The organism is Desulfovibrio sp. (genome assembly GCA_016208105.1).
Taxonomy (GTDB): Bacteria; Desulfobacterota; Desulfovibrionia; order Desulfovibrionales; family Desulfovibrionaceae; genus Fundidesulfovibrio.
On sequence record JACQYS010000005.1, the window covers coordinates 61582 to 80016 of the forward strand.

General features: G+C 60.9%; 17 protein-coding genes and 1 rRNA gene. 8 read left to right on the plus strand and 10 right to left on the minus strand.

Annotated elements, in window-relative coordinates:
- Positions 1–66 precede the first annotated feature (66 nt).
- Genes HY795_02820 through HY795_02830 form a run of 3 tightly spaced genes read left to right on the plus strand, consistent with a single transcriptional unit; the run spans position 67 to position 3172 of the window.
- Positions 67–1293 carry a glycosyltransferase family 9 protein gene (locus tag HY795_02820; GenBank protein ID MBI4804146.1) on the plus strand — a complete coding sequence of 409 codons (1227 nt, stop codon included), beginning with the start codon at positions 67–69 and terminating at the stop codon, positions 1291–1293.
- Positions 1290–2570: a glycosyltransferase gene (locus HY795_02825; protein ID MBI4804147.1), complete on the plus strand. Its 1281-nt coding sequence runs from the start codon at positions 1290–1292 to the stop codon at positions 2568–2570. The genes HY795_02820 and HY795_02825 overlap by 4 nt, the downstream gene beginning before the upstream one ends.
- A gap of 29 nt (positions 2571–2599) precedes the next feature.
- Complete coding sequence (locus tag HY795_02830; protein MBI4804148.1) at positions 2600–3172, plus strand: hypothetical protein; 573 nt, start codon at positions 2600–2602, stop codon at positions 3170–3172.
- A gap of 85 nt (positions 3173–3257) precedes the next feature.
- Here HY795_02830 and HY795_02835 read toward each other — a convergent pair whose 3' ends face one another.
- From HY795_02835 to lspA, 6 genes are read right to left on the minus strand one after another with little or no spacing between them, the layout of a single operon-like run.
- Complete coding sequence (locus tag HY795_02835) at positions 3258–3989, minus strand: protein phosphatase CheZ (protein ID MBI4804149.1); 732 nt, start codon at positions 3987–3989, stop codon at positions 3258–3260.
- Complete coding sequence (locus tag HY795_02840; GenBank protein MBI4804150.1) at positions 3986–4522, minus strand: PilZ domain-containing protein; 537 nt, start codon at positions 4520–4522, stop codon at positions 3986–3988. Before HY795_02840 ends, HY795_02835 begins: the two co-directional genes overlap by 4 nt.
- A 19-nt stretch (positions 4523–4541) precedes the next feature.
- A complete protein-coding gene (locus HY795_02845; GenBank protein MBI4804151.1) occupies positions 4542–4970 on the minus strand; it encodes a 4Fe-4S binding protein in 429 nt (142 codons plus the stop codon).
- A gap of 12 nt (positions 4971–4982) precedes the next feature.
- On the minus strand, positions 4983–5807 hold the full coding sequence (gene ybgF / locus HY795_02850) for a tol-pal system protein YbgF (protein ID MBI4804152.1): 825 nt from the start codon (positions 5805–5807) through the stop codon (positions 4983–4985).
- Positions 5804–6025: a PLDc_N domain-containing protein gene (locus tag HY795_02855; protein MBI4804153.1), complete on the minus strand. Its 222-nt coding sequence runs from the start codon at positions 6023–6025 to the stop codon at positions 5804–5806. Before HY795_02855 ends, ybgF begins: the two co-directional genes overlap by 4 nt.
- 59 nt (positions 6026–6084) lie before the next feature.
- Entirely contained in the window at positions 6085–6564 is a 480-nt protein-coding gene (lspA, locus tag HY795_02860) for a signal peptidase II (GenBank protein MBI4804154.1), read from the minus strand.
- 199 nt (positions 6565–6763) lie between these two features.
- Here lspA and carB point away from each other — a divergent pair, with 199 nt between their 5' ends.
- The 3 genes from carB (at position 6764) to HY795_02875 (ending at position 11820) form a co-directional block, all read left to right on the plus strand.
- Positions 6764–9994 (plus strand): carbamoyl-phosphate synthase large subunit, encoded by a 3231-nt coding sequence (carB, locus tag HY795_02865; GenBank protein ID MBI4804155.1) that lies wholly within the window; start codon positions 6764–6766, stop codon positions 9992–9994.
- 73 nt (positions 9995–10067) lie between these two features.
- Positions 10068–11480 (plus strand): amidophosphoribosyltransferase, encoded by a 1413-nt coding sequence (locus tag HY795_02870; GenBank protein ID MBI4804156.1) that lies wholly within the window; start codon positions 10068–10070, stop codon positions 11478–11480.
- Positions 11481–11484: 4 nt separating this feature from the next.
- The gene (locus HY795_02875) at positions 11485–11820 is read left to right on the plus strand and encodes a hypothetical protein (GenBank protein ID MBI4804157.1); all 336 of its coding nucleotides are present in this window, start codon (positions 11485–11487) and stop codon (positions 11818–11820) included.
- 134 nt (positions 11821–11954) lie between these two features.
- Here the strand turns inward: HY795_02875 and HY795_02880 are convergent, their stop codons facing one another.
- From HY795_02880 to ftsY, 4 genes are all read right to left on the minus strand, one after another.
- The gene (locus HY795_02880; GenBank protein MBI4804158.1) at positions 11955–12275 is read right to left on the minus strand and encodes a phasin family protein; all 321 of its coding nucleotides are present in this window, start codon (positions 12273–12275) and stop codon (positions 11955–11957) included.
- A gap of 79 nt (positions 12276–12354) precedes the next feature.
- On the minus strand, positions 12355–14019 hold the full coding sequence (locus tag HY795_02885; GenBank protein ID MBI4804159.1) for an AarF/ABC1/UbiB kinase family protein: 1665 nt from the start codon (positions 14017–14019) through the stop codon (positions 12355–12357).
- Positions 14020–14206: 187 nt separating this feature from the next.
- Positions 14207–14728: an HD domain-containing protein gene (locus HY795_02890; GenBank protein ID MBI4804160.1), complete on the minus strand. Its 522-nt coding sequence runs from the start codon at positions 14726–14728 to the stop codon at positions 14207–14209.
- 151 nt (positions 14729–14879) lie between these two features.
- Positions 14880–16256: a signal recognition particle-docking protein FtsY gene (gene ftsY, locus HY795_02895; GenBank protein ID MBI4804161.1), complete on the minus strand. Its 1377-nt coding sequence runs from the start codon at positions 16254–16256 to the stop codon at positions 14880–14882.
- Between the two features lie 101 nt (positions 16257–16357).
- On the opposite strand from ftsY, the gene asnS reads away from it, so the two are divergent.
- Both asnS and HY795_02905 read left to right on the plus strand, forming a co-directional pair.
- Positions 16358–17734, plus strand: a complete 1377-nt coding sequence (gene asnS / locus HY795_02900; GenBank protein ID MBI4804162.1) for an asparagine--tRNA ligase — start codon at positions 16358–16360, stop codon at positions 17732–17734.
- A 586-nt stretch (positions 17735–18320) separates the two neighbouring features.
- Positions 18321–18435: ribosomal RNA gene (locus HY795_02905) — 16S ribosomal RNA — on the plus strand; the annotation flags it as partial.

The following is an 18435-nucleotide window of genomic DNA, read 5'->3' on the forward strand; positions in this document are numbered from 1 at the left end:
AACAAATCCGGCTGTTCCCGCAAAGCCACTTTCTTTCCCCCCGGCCTTGGGATAACCAAAAAGCCCATGAAGCCCGTCCTGGTAATGCAGCTGGCCCGTTTTGGGGATCTTCTCCAGACCAAACGGCTCATTCTCGGTCTTGCGGCTTCGGGGCGTCCTGTGCATCTTCTCGTGGATTCATCTCTTGGGAAGCTCGCTTCCCGGATTTATCCAGACGTGTCTGTCCACACCATTGATGCGCATTCCCCGCCCGATCCGTCCTCTTTGAAGGGCACCCTGGTTGATCTGGCCGGTCTCCGCTTTCACCGCGTGTATAATCTGAATTTCGCGGGCATGAGCCTGGCGGTCAGCTCCCTGTTTGATCCAGGCGTGGTGCGGGGCTACAGTCTCAACGAAGGCCAGCCCCTGCGCGATCCCTGGGCGGCAATGGCCTTCCGCTGGACCAAGAACCGCAGGCAGGCGGCGATGAATCTGGCCGATTTCTGGGCCGGATTTGCCCTGCCGATGTTTCCCGCCGGGCAAGTCAATCCGCCGGCTGTTCCCCGTGGGGGCGGCCTGGGGGTGGCCATGGCCGGTCGCCATGCCAGGCGCTCCCTGCCTCCGGACGTGCTGGCCGGAGTTGTGCAGGCCATGCTGCCGGTGCTGAACACTCCCAAGATATTTCTTCTGGGCACGGCAGGCGAGAAACCAGCGGCCAGGGAACTCATGTCCCTGCTTCCGGCCCGTGTGTCCGGCATGGTCGATGACCTGACAGGCCGGACAGGCCTTGATGAGCTGTGCGACAGGGTTTCCGGGCTGGACCGGGTGCTTACTCCGGACACCGGCGTCATGCACCTTGCCGCGCATCTCGGGGTTCCCGTTACAGCAGTGTTTCTTTCCTCCGCCTGGTGCCATGAGACCGGACCCTACGGCCAGGGACACACCGTATGGCAGGCGGTTCTCCCCTGTTCCCCCTGTCTGGAGTCGGCTTCCTGCCCCAATGAGCACGCCTGTTTGGAGCCGTTCAAACGCCGCGAGTTTCTGCGCCTGGTCGGCGGCAAAATCACCGGAGACCCGCCCCCGGGCCTGCTAGGGTTAGACACACGCTTCGACCCGCTGGGCGTGACCTACGTTTCCTTCGCGGGCAGCGACCGCACCCTGGCCGAGCGGACCCGGGTGCGGGCCTTCATAGCGCGCCATCTGGGCATCGAATGGGGGCAAGGCCTCCCTCCCGCCCCGGACCTGGCTGACCGGCTCGTGGAAGACCCCGATTTCATGCTGAACAAACCTCAGGCCCTGTTTGAGGCATTATGAACCGTCCCCTGCGAATTCTCGTTGTCCTGCCCCTCTACGGCGGCTCCCTTCCCATCGGGCGTTATTGCCGCAAGGCCCTGGCATCGCTTGGCCACACGGTCGAGACCTTCGAGGCTCCCGACTTTTACGGCGCCTTCACAGCGCTCAAGGGCCTTCGCGTCACCACCGAACGCCTGGACTATCTCGAGCACGCCTTTCTGCAGGTGGTGGCCCAGGCCATCCTCTCCAAGGCCGAGACCTTCCAGCCCGATCTGGTGCTGGCCATGGCCCAGGCCCCTCTCACCAAGCAGGTGCTCAAACGCCTGCGCCAGGCGGAGATTCCCACGGCCATGTGGTTCATGGAGGATTTCAGGCTCTTCACCTACTGGGAGTCCTTCGCCCCCCACTACGACGCATTCGCGGTAATCCAAAAGGAGCCGCTCCTGGGCAAGCTTCAGGAGATCGGCCAGCCAAACGGCCTGTACCTGCCCCTGGCCGCCGACCCGGATTTCCACAAGCCCATGGAACTCTCCCCGGTGGAGAAGCGCATGTACGGGGCGGACGTCTCGTTTTTGGGCGCCGGGTATCCCAACCGCCGGGCCGCGTTCAAGGAACTCATGGGGCAGGGGCTCAAAATCTGGGGATCGGATTGGGAAGGGGACGAGATACTCGCCCAGCTGGTGCAGCGCGGCGGGGAGCGCATATCCTCCGAGGAGTCGGTGAAGATATTCAACGCCACGGCCGTGAACCTGAACCTGCACTCCAGCGTGTCCGCCAAGGAACTGGTCTCCGGCGGGGACTTCGTGAACCCGCGCACCTTCGAGCTGGCCATGTGCGGGGCGTTTCAATTGGTGGACCAGCGTACGCTTTTGCCCGAGCTTTTCGGGCCTGACGAGCTGGCCACGTTCACCTCCATGGACGAGCTCAAAGCCGGGGTGGCCAAGTTCCTGGCCGCGCCCCAAGAGCGCTGGGCCTATGCCGAAAGGGCCAGGGCGCGAGCCCTCAAGGACCACACCTATCAAGCCAGGATGCGGACTCTGCTCGCGTTTCTGGAGGAACGCCTGGAGGGCTGGCCCAAACAGCGCCAGGATGAAGGGGCGCTTTCAGCCCTGCCCGAAGAGTACCAGGGCGAGGCTCGCCAGCTCCTGGCCGGGCTCGGACTCACCGAGGATGCGCCCTTCAAGGATCTGGTCTGGGCGCTTCGGGCCAAGGCGGGCAAGCTCACGCCCGTGGAAACGGCGATTCTTTTCCTGGATGAGTGGCGGAAGCAGTACGGGGGCAGAGAGCAGATACAGTAATTACCAATTCGGATGGGAGAACTGCGGCAATGAAACACGCACTGATGGCATCTCTCGTCGTCACAGCATTTCTTTGCGGTTCTGCGGTTCTGGCAGAAGCGTCTCAAGCTGCACCCTCGAGCCGGGCAGAAATGGCTCAACCGGGCGCTTTTTCTCAAGGATCGCGTGGTTCACTTTCCTGGTGGGTGGGGAAGTATCCCTCAGACACGGATACACCCGGAAGGCCAAAGAACACCGGAAAAACCTTTTTTGAAGACCCTTCCATACTCCCTGTCTTAAAGGACATGCTGCCACCCCAGGCGCTCAAGCGTGTGCTGGAGGGCTGGAAAAATGGCCGTGTGGAGACCCCCGTCCTTCAGGAAGGAGACATCATTAAGGCGAGTTTCTGCAAGCCTCACGCCTGCCCTGATGAGAATGTTGCCGTTTTCGTTAATGTCAGGACCGGCAAAGTGCATGTCTGCTGGAAGCGTTTCGAGAGTGCGAAGAATGCTTCAAAGACACTCTGGTACGCTTCAGGGGCCAAAACAATGGAACTGGACGAAAAAGAAGACTGCTTTGGTGGCGAAGCCTTCGAACTTTGGAAAAGGTTCGGTTCGAAGTAGTTCGGAGCTTACAGGGTATCACAAAAAAAGCAGGGGCTTAACGCCCCGGCTTTCCATTCACGTAGCAACTAAAGCTTATAAATGTTTACATTCCAAGCGACGCCAGCAGATCATCCACCGAAGCCTGGTTGGTGCCCACCTGCGGGCCCTTGAGCTCGTTGACCTTCTGGGCCGCTTCGGCCTCGATCTCCTCCAATCCCTTTTCCGGAGCTTCCTCGTGCGCCCGCACCTTGAGCCCAGTTGACAGGTACAGGTCCAGGACGATGGCCTCCACGTTCTTGATGGCGCCGATAATGCGCTTGATGCGCTGACCGGTGAGGTCCTGGAAGGAGAGGGTGGTCATGATGGACATCAGGTCCGCATTCAAAGTGTCGCTCATCTGCCGAAGGTCCTGAAGCTGGTCCTTGGTGACTCCGCCGGACTTCAAGCTGTGCAGGATCTGGTTCGACTTGGCCTGCATCTCCATGTGGCGTTCCACGATGTCCATGATCTCGCCGGTGGCCTGCTCGGTGGTGGAGAGTATCTTGTCCAGCTGGTCGGCCGCTTCGCTGAAAAGCTGGTCTGCGCGTTTTTTCTCTTTGACTATTTCGGTGCCGTCTTCCTGGCGAGCGCTGGAAAGCTCCTTGTAGATGGACTGCAGCCCCTGGCGCATGTCGTCGCTCATGCGCTTGTAGAACTCGCCCTGCAGAAGCGAGCGGGTGAGCGACTTGGACAGTTCGTTCTCCACGGCCTGGGTGATGGCGGTTTTCAAGTTCTCCACCATCTCGTCCATGTACCTGTCCATCAGGTTTTCGATCATGGTATCATTCGCGGTCATCCTGGCTGCTCCCACTTTTTGACGCGTAGCTCGTCGCGTTGGGTTTGGAAAACGAACTGTACTATGGTTTCCAGGTCGCGGTCACGTATTTTCGTAAAATCGATGGCCCAGATCTGGCGCCCGTCAATGATTTCCTCGCGGATAACCCGGCCGATGGCCGCGGCCATGCGAATCGGCAGCTGGGTCAGGGTTATCACCACCTCCACCAGCTGATCCATCACCAAGGGGTAGGGGGAGGCCACTTTCACCCCTGCACCGGAGATCTCCACTATTTCGATAGTGTACGGGAATTGGTCCTGAAGGCTATCCCGGGTGTGGATGCCGATGAGCATGTCCAGCTTGCGGTCCAGGGCAAGCAGGGCGTTCACCATGGCTTCGTTGACGCCCGCGTTCTTGAGCTCCATGGCCGTGACCGCGGTGCTCGTGATGGGAGCTTCGCGAAAGAGTTGGTGTTCCGCCTCGGACGCCACCAAGCGCAGCTGCCCCTGCATGTTGGTGGGGATGCGAAGGAAGGTGCGTTGTTCCTCACCCATATGCCAGCCTCCAGCGGTGTTAGAGGACCCCGTTTTCCAGCTGCGTCTCCATGGCCTTCACCGGACAGAGCTTCACGCACAGGCCGCAGGCCACGCATTTCTCGGAGTCGAGGTGGACCCGCCAGGTCTTGCGGTCGATCTCCAGGGCGCGGGGGCGGCACAGAGCGGTGCAGACGCCGCAATGGACGCACAGATCCTCGTCCTTGCGCACCTTCTGGGCCACGGGGGTAATCTTGACCCCGTGTTCCTTCAGGTATTCCAGACCGTCGTTGACCGCCTGCTCAATGCCGTGGATTTCGAGCACCATTTCACCCACTTCACGAGGGTTGATCTGGGCCTTGAGTATGTTGAAGCACAGGTCGAAAAGCTTGATGATGTTGCAGACCACCGGCTTGCCGGAAGTTTCCGGGGAAAAGCTCAGGTGGACGATCTTGCGTACCTCGTTCATGGGTGCGATTCCTCAGATAAGGCTCTTGGCCCGGCGCGCCTCGGCGGAGTCCGGGAATTTCTTGATGAGATCCTGGAACATGAGTTTGGCGGCGTCCTTCTTGTTCAGCTTCTGGAACGCCATTCCCATCTTGAGCATGGCCGACGGGGCCTTGTTGCTCTTGGGGAATTTCTCCACCACTTCATTGTAGTTGAGCACGGCCTGGGCCATGTCGCCCTTCTGGAAGTAGGCCTCGCCCATCCAGAAATAGGCGTTGGGAGCCAGGGTGTGCTTGGGATAGTTCTTGGCTACGTCGCGCCACATGCCTGCGGCCTTGTCGTATTCCTTGGCCTGGAAAGCCTGCATGCCCTTGGCGTAGATGGCCTCGGCCGGGTCGGCGTTGGCCGCTGCGGGAACGTCCGTGGGCCTGGACGTAGCCGGAGCTTGAGACGCGGAAGGGGATCCGGGCGAGAGCGATGCCTGCTGGGCCTGGGTGTCGATGCCTGGTGCCTGGCCGGCCGCCGGCTGCTGGCCGTCCACCTCGACGCCCAGCTGGGAGGCCATCTGCCTTATGTTGCCTTCGAGCTTCTGGAGGCGCTTGGAGAGTTCCGGCATGGTGGTAGCGCCGCCAGCGGAGTCCCCTTCGGTGAGGGTACGGACCTGGAGGTTCAAATCCTCCACTTCCGCGCTCAAACGCTGCACCTGGGACTTGAGTCCGTCTATCTCGGCCAGCTGGTTGGCCTGGGCCTGGGCATGGGGATCAATGGGCTTGCCCTTGACCGGGGCGCTGGATGTTTCGGCTCCGGCGCATCCGGACAGGAAAAGCAGTGCGGCGAAAACCGCAAGACGAGCTTTCATGATTCTTTCGTTCCTCTTTTGCGGCCCACGAACAGGTAGATGAGGCCGCCCAGCACCGGCACGAACACCGCAAGGCACAGCCAGACCATCTTCTCTTGAACAGTGGGGAAGTTGCGGTAGAATGCATGGGCGATGGCCCAGAAATTGATGAACGCGGGCAGGGCCATCACCAGGAAGAACCAGAGGGGGTAGCCCCCGATGGTGGATGTGAGAGACATAGTCCGTCCTTGCTATCTCCGGCCGGTCCTTTTGGCAAGGCCGCGGGGTTTTTCTCCGTCTAAGGTTGCTTGCGCACGTAGAAGGAGAAGATGAGTGCCAGCGAACCGCAGGTGATGGCGATGTCGGCCACATTGAAGGCTGGCCAGACAAAGGAGCCGAGGTAGAACTCGAGGAAGTCCACCACTTGGCCGGTTCGGATCCTGTCGATGAGGTTGCCCACCGCTCCGCCGAGGATAAGCCCGAGAGCCACAATGAAGAGCTTGGCCCCGGGTTCGGCCTTGGAAAGCAGGTTCATCACGATGACCACGGCCAGGGCGGTGGCGGCGATGAAGAAATAGGTCTGCCAGGATGTGTCCGGCCGGTTGAGGAATCCGAAGGCCGCGCCCTTGTTCAGGGTGTGCACCAGGTTGAAAAACCCCGGGATGATCTCGTGCGTGGTGAAGAGCTTGATGTGCTTCTGCACCTGGTACTTGGTGATCTGGTCCAGTACGGCGACCACCGCGGCGAGGCTTCCGGCCAGGATGTATTGGGGCTTCACGTGGTGCTACCTCATAGTATGTACGGCTGGCACTCCTTTAAGCAAGCTGGCGGGGAAGTCAATCGCCGGGTGGGAGCGAAAGTGTCTTGCAGGCGGGGGATAAGTTGCGTAAACCCACGCCCGGGGCGAACCCCTTTTTGACAATTTACGCATGTTTCAAGCGCTCGGAACCGTTTCTCAACTTTAACCCCGCCAAGTCATGCCCAAACGCACGGACCTCAAAAAGATTCTCATCATCGGCTCCGGCCCCATCGTCATAGGCCAGGCTTGCGAATTCGACTATTCCGGCTCGCAGGCGGCCAAGGCCCTCAAGGAAGAAGGATATGAGGTGGTGTTGGTCAATTCCAACCCGGCCACCATCATGACCGACCCCGGCCTGGCCGACCGCACCTATGTGGAACCCATAGACCCGGACATCGTGGCCAAGATCATCGAGCGCGAACGCCCGGACGCCCTGCTGCCCACACTGGGCGGCCAGACCGGCCTGAACACGGCCGTGGCCCTGGCCGAATCCGGCGTGTTGGAAAAGTTCAATGTGGAACTTATCGGCGCGAATCTGGCCGTAATAAAGAAAGCCGAAAGCCGCGAGGAATTCAAGGCTGCCATGAAGGACATCGGGCTCAAGGTGCCCGAATCCGGCATCTGCCGCTCCATCGAGGACGTGCGTCACTGGGGCAAGAAGATCTCCTTCCCCATCATCGTCCGTCCGGCCTTCACCATGGGCGGCTCGGGCGGCGGCGTGGCCTACAACATGGAAGACCTGGAAAAGATCGCCGCGCGCGGGCTATCGCTTTCCATGAAGTCCGAGGTGATGCTCGAACAGTCCGTGCTCGGCTGGAAGGAATTCGAGCTCGAGGTGATGCGCGACGTCAACGACAACTGCGTCATCATCTGTTCCATCGAGAACATCGACCCCATGGGCGTTCACACCGGCGACTCCATTACCGTGGCCCCGGCCCAGACCCTGACCGACGACGAATACCAGCGGATGCGCGACGCGGCCCTGGCCATCATGCGCGAAATAGGCGTGGAAACCGGCGGGTCCAACGTGCAGTTCGCCGTGAATCCCGAGAACGGGGAGCTGGTCATCATCGAGATGAACCCGCGCGTGTCGCGCTCCTCGGCCCTGGCCTCCAAGGCCACGGGTTTCCCCATCGCCAAGATCGCGGCCAAGCTGGCCGTGGGCTATACCCTGGACGAAATCCCCAACGACATCACCCGCGAGACCATGGCCTCCTTCGAGCCCAGCATCGACTATGTGGTGGTCAAGATCCCGCGGTTCACCTTCGAGAAGTTCCCCGGAGCAGAGGACTACCTCACCACGGCCATGAAGAGCGTGGGCGAGGCCATGAGCATCGGGCGCACCTTCAAGGAAGCCCTGCAAAAGGGCCTGCGTTCCCTTGAAGTGGGCATGCCGGGCCTTTCCAAGGAATACGACAAGTGCACCTGGGACAAGGACGCCATTCTGGCGTCGCTCAGAAAGCCCAATTCCCGCAGGCTCTTCGATGTCCGCTCGGCCATGCTCTGTGGCATGACCGAGGCCGAAATCTTCGAGGCCACCAAGATCGACCCCTGGTTTTTGCGCCAGATAAAAGAGATCGTGGATCTGGAAGGCGAACTCCACTCCTTCGCCCTGCAGGAGAGCGTGAGCGCCTCCAACCCCAAGCTGGCACCAGTGATGCAGAAAGCCAAGCGGAACGGCTTTTCGGACCGCCAGCTGGCCACGCTCTGGAAAAAATCCGAGCTGGATATCCGCGACATCCGCAAGAAGCTCGCGGTCAAACCCACCTACTATCTGGTGGACACCTGCGCCGCAGAGTTCGAAGCCTACACTCCTTATTACTACTCCACCTACGAGACCGGCTCCGAAACAACGCCGTCCGAGAAGCGCAAGGTGGTCATCCTGGGCGGCGGCCCCAACCGCATCGGCCAGGGTATCGAGTTCGACTACTGCTGCGTGCACGCTTCCTACGCGCTACGCGAGCTGGGCATCGAGTCCATCATGGTCAACTCCAACCCGGAGACCGTGTCCACCGACTACGATACGTCGGACAAGCTCTATTTCGAGCCGCTCACCTTCGAGGATGCGCTGAACATCATCGAGCACGAGAAGCCCGAGGGCGTCATCGTTCAGTTCGGTGGCCAGACCCCCCTGAACCTGGCGGTGCCGCTCATGCGCGCCGGAGTGCCCATCCTGGGTACTTCGCCTGACTCCATCGACAGGGCGGAAGACCGCGAGCGGTTCCAGGCGTTGCTCAAGAAGTTAGGTCTCAAGCAGCCCCCCAACGGCACGGCCATGTCCGTGGAAGAGGCCTGCAAGATCGCCAAGGAGATCACCTATCCCGTGGTGGTCCGCCCGTCCTACGTGCTGGGCGGCCGGGCTATGGAAGTGGTCTACGACGAGGAAGGCCTCATCAGCTATTTCAAGAAAGCCGCGGTTGTTTCCCCGGAGCATCCCATCCTGGTGGACAAGTTCCTGGAGAACGCCATCGAGGTGGATGTCGACGCCATCTGCGACGGCACGGACACCTATGTGGCCGGGATCATGGAACACATCGAGGAGGCCGGCATCCATTCCGGCGACTCGGCCTGTGTGCTGCCTCCCCACACCTTGTCCGCGGACATCGTTGCCGAAATCGAACGCCAGACCAAGGCCCTGGCCATTGAGCTGGACGTGGTCGGGCTCATGAACATCCAGTTCGCCTTGAAAGACGGGGTGGTATACATCCTGGAGGTTAACCCCAGGGCATCGCGCACCTCGCCCTTCGTGTCCAAGGCCACGGGCGTGCCCCTGGCCAAGCTTGCCACCAAGGTGATGATGGGCGTGAAGCTCAAGGACCTGGACCCCTGGAGCGCCCGCAAGGGCGGGTACGTCTCCGTGAAGGAGTCCGTGTTCCCGTTCAACCGCTTCCCGGGCGTGGACGTTCTGCTGGGGCCCGAGATGCGCTCCACCGGCGAGGTCATGGGCGTGGACACGAGCTTCGGCCTGGCCTTCATGAAGAGCCAGCTTGCCGCCGGACAGCGGCTGCCCATGTCGGGAACGGTGTTTCTTTCCGTGAACGACAGCGATAAGCAGGCCATCCTGCCCGCTGCCCGGATGTTCGCGGAGATCGGCTTCAAGATCGTGGCCACGGGCGGGACGGCCCAGGTGCTGAACGACAACGGAATCAAGGCGGAGAAGGTTCTCAAGGTCTACGAGGGACGCCCCAACGCGGCGGACATGGTGATCAACGGCGACATCCAGCTCATGATCAACACCGTTTCCGGCAAGAAGACCGTGCAGGATTCCTCGCAGCTCAGGCAGACCACGCTTCTCTACGGCGTGCCCTACACCACCACGGTTGCCGGGGCCAAGGCCATGGCCCAGGCCATCAAGGAACTCACGGGCACGGGGCTCGACGTCAAGAGCCTCCAGGAATACTACTCCTGAATACCCGCGCAATTGACAGCCCAGGCCAAGGCCTTATCTGAAGGCCTTGCACCAAAGGCGGCGAGTTAGGAAGATGAAGAAAGAATATTGCGGATTGTTCGGCATCTACGGCCATCCCGAGGCCGCGCGCATGACCTATTTCGGCCTCTACGCCCTGCAGCACCGGGGGCAGGAGTCGGCCGGCATAGTCACCTGGGACGGCGAAAAAATCCGCGAGCAGAAGGGCATGGGCCTGGTGGCGGACGTTTTCAACGAGCGCCACCTGGGCAAGGAACTCAAGGGCTCCATCGCCGTCGGCCACATCCGATATTCCACCACCGGCGCGTCCCTCCTGCGCAACGCCCAGCCGTTCCTGGTCCGCTTCGGCGACTGGAACCTGGCCATCGCCCACAACGGCAACCTGGTGAACACCTACGAGTTGCGCGCCGAACTGGAAGCCGCCGGGTCCATCTTCCAGACCACCATGGATTCGGAGATCTTCGTCCACCTTATCGCCCGGAGCCTAAACGGCGGCACCATCGAGGACGCCGTCATCAAGGCTTGCCAGAAGGTGAAGGGCTCCTATTCGCTCATCATCCAGGCCAACGACAAGATGATCGCCGTGCGCGACCCCAACGGCATCCGGCCCTTGGCCCTGGGACGCCTGGACGATAATTACGTCATTTCCTCCGAGACCTGCGCCTTCGACCTCATCGAGGCCGAGTACCTGCGCCCCATCGAACCGGGCGAGATGCTGGTCATCCAGGACAAGTGCCTGAGATCATACCGCATAAGCGAGCCGCAACCCGTGCGGCGCTGCATATTCGAGCTGGTCTACTTCGCCCGCCCGGATTCCGTGGTGTTCGGCGAAGTGGTCTATTCCCGGCGCAAGCTCATGGGCCAGACCCTGGCCAAGGAAGCGCCCATGGACGCGGACTACGTGATGCCGTTCCCGGATTCCGGGGTCTACGCGGCGGTGGGCTACGCCCAGGAGTCCGGCCTGCCCTTCGAGGTGGCCATGATCCGCAACCACTACGTGGGCCGCACCTTCATCCAGCCTTCCCAGAACATGCGCGACTTCTCGGTGCGGGTGAAGCTGAACCCCGTGCGCTCCATGATAAAGAACAAGCGCATCCTCATCGTGGAAGACTCCATCGTTCGCGGCACCACCATCCGCACCCGAATCAAGAAGCTCAGGGAGCTGGGCGCCCGGGAGATCCACATGCGGGTGAGCTGCCCGCCCATCAAGTTCCCGTGCTTCTACGGCATCGACTTCTCCTCCAAGGGCGAACTCATCGCGGCCAACAATTCCGTGGATGACATCGCCCGCTACATCGGCCTGGACAGCCTGCACTACCTGACCGTGGACGGCCTCCTGAACTCGGTGGGGGCCGACATGAAGGACCCCAAGTACTGCCTGGCCTGTTTCAACGGCGAGTATGTGATTCCCCCTTGCCAGGAAGGCACCAAGCTCTGCCTGGACGAGTCCAACGCCCTGACCTGGTAGACGCATGTTCGGAGCGCTCAAAGACTTGGCCGTGTCCACGGCCATCACCAGCAAGCTGGCCCCCTTGATGGACAGCTACTGCCAGTCGTTCAAGGTTACTCTGAATTCGTCGGCCAAGACCATGAAAGTCGAGGCTCTGCCCAGGGGCGAGTCGGACCCGGTACAGGTCGAGATCGTGGGATATAGCCTGTTTCAGGAAGAGGGCAGGGCGGTGCTGGCCTTCGAGAGCCTGAAGGTGAGCCGTGAATGGCTGGGAGCCTTGGCGTCCACTTTTCTGCCGGACAACCGGATCAAGTTGCCGGAAGATACTCCGTACGACCTGCTGAAGCAGCATATTTAAGGGGAGAGGGGAGGGATATGCCTCCGGCGGCCAAAGGGACAGTGTCCCTTTGGAATCCCCAATAGTTTCGTGTCGATGGATGTGAGAATGAGACGGGCGGGCAGCGCGTAAAGACGCGCTGCCCGCTTTTTTAGTTACTTCTTCTTGCCGGTCTTGAGCGTGGCCTCCAGGTCCGCGATGCGCTTTTTCAGCGCCTCTACGTCTTCGGCCTTGGCCAGGCCGAAGCGGTCCAGCAGGCTGGCCAGCTCCTCTTCCCCGGCCTCCTTGAGCGCGTCAACACCCTGGCCCACTCCACCGGCCATGCGGGCCAGCACCTGGCGCAGCTGTTCCCGCACTTCCTCCAACGGCATGTCGTCCACCTTCACGGGTGGAGTTAGCGCGTTCATGATTTCGTCTTTGAGCAAAAGCCCGGCGCCAAGGCCCGTGTAGAATCCTTTTTTCAGCAGATCGCTCATGTAATCCTCCGTGGACTTTGCGTCCCTGCGTGAATGAGTGCGTGTCATCAGGAGAGAACGGACCTGTCCGGCCCCTATCTCAGGTGTCGCGAAACATCTTGAAGGTCAAAAAAATACCGAGCAGGCCCGCCAGGGAGAAGCCAGCCAGCCCGATGACTGGCATGCCCCACAAGAGGGGGCCAAAGCCAGAATTGAAGACCACTGCGGAACTCACGGCCAAGGCGGCCGTGACCAGCGCTCCGCCCAGGCGGTTGCCCACCAGCCGGAAGGTGGCCGGCATCTTTCCAAAATCGTGCTGCTTGAGTTCAACGCTTAATTGTCCGGCACCGAGTTTGCGCAGCACGGAATCGATCTTGCGCGGGAATCCGGCCATCAGTCTGGCTGTTTCCTCCAGTTCCGCCCACAAGGATCGGTCGGACAATCCGGGAATCAACCGGCGCATGGTGTATGCCTTGGCCAGTTCGGCCAGATTCGCTGCTGGCTCCAGGGCGGGATGGAGCGTTTTCAGGGCGGCTTCCGTGGCCAGCATCGCCCTGGCCACCAGAATGAAGTCCGGCCTGGGCGAAAGCCCGTGTTCCCGGCAGATGTTGGTCACCGCCAGCAACTGGCTGCCCAGAAAGCCGCCGCCCACGGGTGTGCGGAACTTCTGTATCACGAACATGAGGTCCGATTCCAAGGTCAGCACGTCCAGATCGGGCGGCACGGAGTAGGACATCCCCTCGGCCACGCGGGCCAGTTTGGCGGGGTCGGACCCAGCCATGGCGATCACGCAGTCCACCAGGGCGGAACGCAGGGCCGGTGCCAGGCGGCCGCACATGCCGAAATCCAGGTAGCAAAGCCTGCTCTTGCCCACGATGCGCAGATTGCCCAGGTGAGGGTCCCCATGGAAGAACCCTTCCTCCATGATCTGGCGCAGGGCGGATTCAAGGCCCAATCCGGCCAGTTCGGCGCGTTCCTGGCTTGTGCCCATGAATTCGTCAAGGCGTTCACCTTCGATGAAGTCCATGACCAATACGTCCGGGCGAACCATGTCGGCATGCACGCCTGGTGCGAAAATGCGATCGTTTTCCCGGAACATGTCATTGAAGGCGAGCATGTTCACGGCTTCGTTGGTGAAGTCGAGTTCGCGGCGCACGTTCTTCTCAAGCTCCCGCACCACGTCCACCGGCTTGAAAGGGCGCACCGAGGCGGCGCGTTCCTGAAGAAGCTCCGCGAAGTATTCCAGGATGTCCAGGTCCGCGGCCATGGTGTCGGATACGTCCGGCAGGCGGACCTTCACGGCAACCAGACAGCCGTTGTCGGCCCGGCGGGCCCTGTGCACCTGCGAGATCGAGGCCGTGGCCACGGGCACGCGCTCGAAGTTGGTGAAGAGTTCCTCCAGCGGGCGGCCGAAGGCCGTTTCTATGGCTGATTGGATCACCGGGTAAGGTGCGGGAGGCAGGTTCTCCTGCAGGGTCTTGAGCTCGTCGCACAGCTCGGCCGGAATCATGTCCGGGCGCATGGAGAGGATCTGGCCGATCTTGACCGCAGTGGGGCCCAGCTCCTCCATGATGATCTTGATTCGCTTCCAGAGCGGGAGAACCGGGGGCGCGGCCCGCTGTTTTCGCCAGAAGAGGAAGCGGCGGCGCAGCCCCAAGCGTTCCAAGAGTTCCTCGAAACCGTGTTTGGCCAATACCGACACGATGATGCGCAGGCGGTTGGCCGTGGCCAGGGGGGTATAGCGTAGGAGGTCGGCAGTGTTCATGGCTATCCTACTGGTAGCAAAGAAGAAACGTTACTTGCAAGAGGAAACGATACGTGGGGAAGTGCCGTGTGGCACTGATGGAGTTCCCGGAAGCCATCACCCGGCGGAACGGAGAGAACGTCGGAACAGAGAGAGCAAGAACAGAGGGCATTCGAAACTTGGCCCGCAGATCGCTCCAGGGGAGGATTCAAATCTCGCTCAGAGCCTTCCCCAGCGCCTTTTCGATCCTGGCCCGCACGGCCTTGGCCCGGTTCTCGCCCCTGGTGAGGCTTTCCAGCCGCTCCGGGTTGTCCTTCCACGTGTTGCGCCAGATGCCATAGCGCTCCTCGATGCTCACCCGATTGGTGCGGCGGTAGCTCTTGTCGGCCATGTAGACCACTTCGGCCTCGTGGAGAGGTTCGTCAGGTGTAGGGTTGTGGCCACCAAGGCGGGTATGCACCTCAACAATGGCGGCGATGCGCGAATACCCCAGCGAGCGCAGCAATTCCCCTCCGGCCCGGTCGTGGTCGGGTTGGCCTTTGCTGATGTCGTGCAGGATGGCCGACGCCTCGATGAGTGGCAGATCCAGCCCCAGACCCTTCGCGTTCAGGGCCTCGGCCAGGGTCACGGCCAGCTCGGCCACGGCCATGGAGTGGGCCATACGGTCCGGCTTGGCTCCCTGGTACTGCTCCAGAAGGTCTATGGCTTGTTTTTTATTCGGGATATTCATTGGAATAATTAAAGTTTTTTGGAAGGGGGCATAGGGGTAGACAATTCCTCAGGATAGAGGAATTGGACGCGCGCAGAGCGCCCGCAGGACGAGCGCCAGAACGGCGCGAGTCAGCCTTTTGTTCACAAAAGGTTTCCCCCATTCTTAACTCTTACACAAGCAGAGCCTTTGCGAAGTCCTCTCCCGAAAACGGCCTCATGTCTTCCATCTTCTCTCCGAGTCCCACGAAAGTGATGGGGATGGCGTGCTCCAGGGCAATGCCCACCACCACGCCGCCCTTGGCTGTGCCGTCGAGCTTGGTGAGCACGATCTCGTCCACGCCCACGGCCTCGTTGAAGAGCTTGGTCTGGGACAGGGCGTTCTGGCCCGTGGTGGCGTCCACCACCAGGATGGTGCGGTGGGGCGCTCCGGGGTGCTTCTTGCCCAGAACCCGCTCGATCTTCTTGAGCTCTTCCATGAGGTTCGTCTTGGTGTGCAGCCGGCCGGCCGTATCCAAGAGCATCAGATCGTAGCCCTCGGCCAGACAGCGCTCCATGGCCTCGAAGGCCACTGCGGCCGGGTCCGAACCTTCTCCTTTGGTGAAGAACCCGGCGCCCACGCGCTTGGCCCAAATCTCAAGCTGTTCGATGGCCGCGGCCCGGAAGGTGTCGCCAGCCGCAATGAGCACCTTGCGGCCCTGCATCTGGGCCCGGTAGGCCAGCTTGGCGATGGATGTGGTCTTGCCCACGCCGTTGACGCCCACCATCATCACCACCTCGGGCGGATTGACGGCCTTGATGGTCTTTGGAGCGCGGAATATCTGGGCCAGTTCCTCGCGCAGGATGTCCTTGAACCCGGCCGGGTCGGTCACGCCTGCCTTGCGGGCGCGGTTTTTCAGCTGGGCCAGGAGCTTGCCGGCCGGTTCGAAACCCACGTCGGCCATGATGAGGATTTCCTCAAGCTCCTCCCAGAAGTCGTCGTCCATCTTGCTGTGCGAGGTGAGCAGACCGTCGATGCGGGCCGCGATCTGCTCGCGGGTCTTGGCCAGCCCTTCGGAAAGCTTGAGGAAGAGGCGGGAACGCTCGTCCTCCTCGTCCTCCAGGTCCAGGGCCAGGGCCAGGCGGTACTGAAGCTCGGAGCGGAACTCCTCGACCTCCTGGTATCCCATGTTGGAAAGCCACTTTTCGAACTGGGTGATGAACTCGTCGGCCTCGGCCTTCGGGGCTTCCAGGCACAGGAAGAGAAAGTGCAGGCGCTGCCAGAGTTCCGGCCCGGCCGCTTTCACGTCCTTCAGAACGATGCCGAGCCAAACGGACAGCTTGGGTTCGGCCTGGCGCAGGGCCAGGGTGAGGTCCTTCTGCCAGTCCTCGTTGACCAGGTGCGGGGCAGAGCTTTCAACAACGCTGGAATCCGGCGCTTCGGCAGGGCCTTCCGAAAGGCTCTCCGGCGCTCCGTCTGCAGCTTCCTGAACGGCTTGGGTCTCTGCTTCAGGGGCTTGTGCCGAGGGCTTGCCGCCCAGCCAGGACGATATCTTGGAGAAAAATCCCATTGGTCTTCCTTACAATATAATATGGCGCGCACCCCTCCTAACCCACGAACCCCAAGCAGACAAGGCTTGCCGTGAAAACGCGGCCCGGCTAAACTTGAACCATGAAACGCAGCAAAATTACCGAACTGCTCTCGGCTTCCGGGCCCAGGGAGCAGGTTGTGGTCAAGGGATGGGTGCGTACGCGCCGCGATGCCAAGGATTTCTCCTTTCTGGAGATCAACGACGGCTCCTGCCTGGCCAACATACAGGCCGTGGTGGACAGCTCCGCCCAAGGGTACGGCATCTTAAAGGACATCGGTACCGGCGCTTCGGTGGCCATCGAGGGCGCCCTGATCGCCTCGCCGGGCAAAGGCCAGGCCTGGGAAATCAAGGCTTCCTCGGTGGAGCTGATAGGAGCGGCTGACCAGGAGACCTTCCCCCTGCAGAAGAAGCGCCATTCCGATGAATTCCTTCGCGCCATAGCACACCTGCGTCCGCGCACCAACAAGTTCGGGGCGATGTTCCGCATCCGCTCGGAGCTGGCCCTGTCCATCCACAGGTATTTCCAGGATCGCGGCTTCTTCTACCTGCAGACGCCCATCATCACCGGCTCCGACTGCGAGGGCGCAGGGGAGATGCTCAGGGTGACCACCCTTAATCCGGGCCAACCCCTTGGGCCGGAAGGGGCCAAGGCGGACTTCTTCGGCAAGGACGCCTTCCTTACCGTGTCCGGACAGCTTTCCGCGGAACCCTTCGCCCTGGCGCTTGGCGACGTGTACACCTTCGGCCCCACCTTCAGGGCCGAGCCGTCGGATACCGCCCGCCATGCGGCCGAGTTCTGGATGGTTGAGCCGGAGATGGCCTTTGTCACCCTTGAGGACAACATGGACCTGGCCGAGGACCTCCTCAAGTACTGCATCCGAAACGTCATGGAGCGCAGGGCGGGGGACCTGGAACTGTTCGCCAAATGGGTGGATACTTCGCTCATGGGAACCCTGGAGAAGCTGGTGAGCGAGCCCTTTGAGCGCATATCGTATACGGAGGCGGTGGAGATCCTGGGCAAGGCCGTCAAGAAGTTCGAGTACGAGGCGGCCTTCGGAAAGGACATCCAGACCGAGCACGAGCGCTACCTGGCCGAGGAACACTTCAAGAAGCCGGTCATCATGTATGACTACCCCAAGGACATCAAAGCCTTCTACATGCGCCAGAACGAGGACGGCCGAACCGTGGGCGCCATGGACGTGCTGGTGCCCCGCATAGGCGAGATCGTGGGCGGCAGCGCGCGTGAAGAGCGCCTGGACCGCCTGGAAGCTCGCATAGCCGAGCTTAACCTGGATATGGAGTGCTACCAGTGGTATCTGGACACCCGCCGCTTCGGCACGGCTCCCCACGCCGGGTTCGGCTTGGGCTTCGAGCGCCTGGTGATGCTGGCCACGGGTGTCACCAATATCCGCGACGTCATCTCTTTCCCCAGGACGTACAAGCACTTGGAGTTCTAGCCGCTTCCAGCCGTTACTAGTGCCGAGGCGGCTTCGAACAAAAAGTTTGTGGTTTTCGTTAAAAAGGGTTGACCTTTTCGGCCTACCTCCATAAAAGCCTCCTTCTGCCTGACGGGAACATGTTCCTGGAACGGCGGAACCAGTTGAGATCTTTCACAATTGATCTTGAGTGCGAGGCGGAAGCTCTGACGAGCGCCTCCAAATTCCGGGGCAACCCGGAGTGGGAAAGAAAGGGACAGCAGCGATGAAAAAGTTGTTGACCCTGAGGCGGCGAAACAGTAGTTACCCCCTCCGCCACGGGGAAACCCGGGGCGAAAAAGAAAGTCGACGAAGATTGAAAAAGTAGTTGACCCCGAGGTGGCGAAGCGCTAGTTAGCCCCTCCCGCAGCGAGAACAGCTCGAGCGGAAAGGTCGACGAAAAGTAAAAAAGTCGTTGACGCCGCGAAGCGGAGGAAGTAACTATCTCTTCCCCGCGACCAAAAGCGCGGAGCAAGATCTTTGACAATTAAATAGCGAGTCGGGTAATTTCTGAATTAGCCATACCCTTCTGGTTTAGGCCGGATGGGTTTCAGCAGACAAGGATTTCAAACTGGAGAGTTTGATCCTGGCTCAGATTGAACGCTGGCGACGTGCTTAACACATGCAAGTCGTGCGAGAAAGTAGACTTCGGTCTATGAGTAGAGCGGCGCACGGGTGAGTAA

Excerpts from the sequence above, each read along its gene's own strand:
- HY795_02820 (MBI4804146.1), top strand. The coding sequence starts at position 67 with ATGAAGCCCGTCCTGGTAATGCAGCTGGCCCGTTTTGGGGATCTTCTC.
- HY795_02825 (MBI4804147.1), top strand. The coding sequence starts at position 1,290 with ATGAACCGTCCCCTGCGAATTCTCGTTGTCCTGCCCCTCTACGGCGGC.
- HY795_02830 (MBI4804148.1), top strand. The coding sequence starts at position 2,600 with ATGAAACACGCACTGATGGCATCTCTCGTCGTCACAGCATTTCTTTGC.
- HY795_02835 (MBI4804149.1), bottom strand. The coding sequence starts at position 3,989 with ATGACCGCGAATGATACCATGATCGAAAACCTGATGGACAGGTACATG.
- HY795_02840 (MBI4804150.1), bottom strand. The coding sequence starts at position 4,522 with ATGGGTGAGGAACAACGCACCTTCCTTCGCATCCCCACCAACATGCAG.
- HY795_02845 (MBI4804151.1), bottom strand. The coding sequence starts at position 4,970 with ATGAACGAGGTACGCAAGATCGTCCACCTGAGCTTTTCCCCGGAAACT.
- ybgF (MBI4804152.1), bottom strand. The coding sequence starts at position 5,807 with ATGAAAGCTCGTCTTGCGGTTTTCGCCGCACTGCTTTTCCTGTCCGGA.
- HY795_02855 (MBI4804153.1), bottom strand. The coding sequence starts at position 6,025 with ATGTCTCTCACATCCACCATCGGGGGCTACCCCCTCTGGTTCTTCCTG.
- carB (MBI4804155.1), top strand. The coding sequence starts at position 6,764 with ATGCCCAAACGCACGGACCTCAAAAAGATTCTCATCATCGGCTCCGGC.
- HY795_02870 (MBI4804156.1), top strand. The coding sequence starts at position 10,068 with ATGAAGAAAGAATATTGCGGATTGTTCGGCATCTACGGCCATCCCGAG.
- HY795_02875 (MBI4804157.1), top strand. The coding sequence starts at position 11,485 with ATGTTCGGAGCGCTCAAAGACTTGGCCGTGTCCACGGCCATCACCAGC.
- HY795_02880 (MBI4804158.1), bottom strand. The coding sequence starts at position 12,275 with ATGAGCGATCTGCTGAAAAAAGGATTCTACACGGGCCTTGGCGCCGGG.
- HY795_02885 (MBI4804159.1), bottom strand. The coding sequence starts at position 14,019 with ATGAACACTGCCGACCTCCTACGCTATACCCCCCTGGCCACGGCCAAC.
- HY795_02890 (MBI4804160.1), bottom strand. The coding sequence starts at position 14,728 with ATGAATATCCCGAATAAAAAACAAGCCATAGACCTTCTGGAGCAGTAC.
- ftsY (MBI4804161.1), bottom strand. The coding sequence starts at position 16,256 with ATGGGATTTTTCTCCAAGATATCGTCCTGGCTGGGCGGCAAGCCCTCG.
- asnS (MBI4804162.1), top strand. The coding sequence starts at position 16,358 with ATGAAACGCAGCAAAATTACCGAACTGCTCTCGGCTTCCGGGCCCAGG.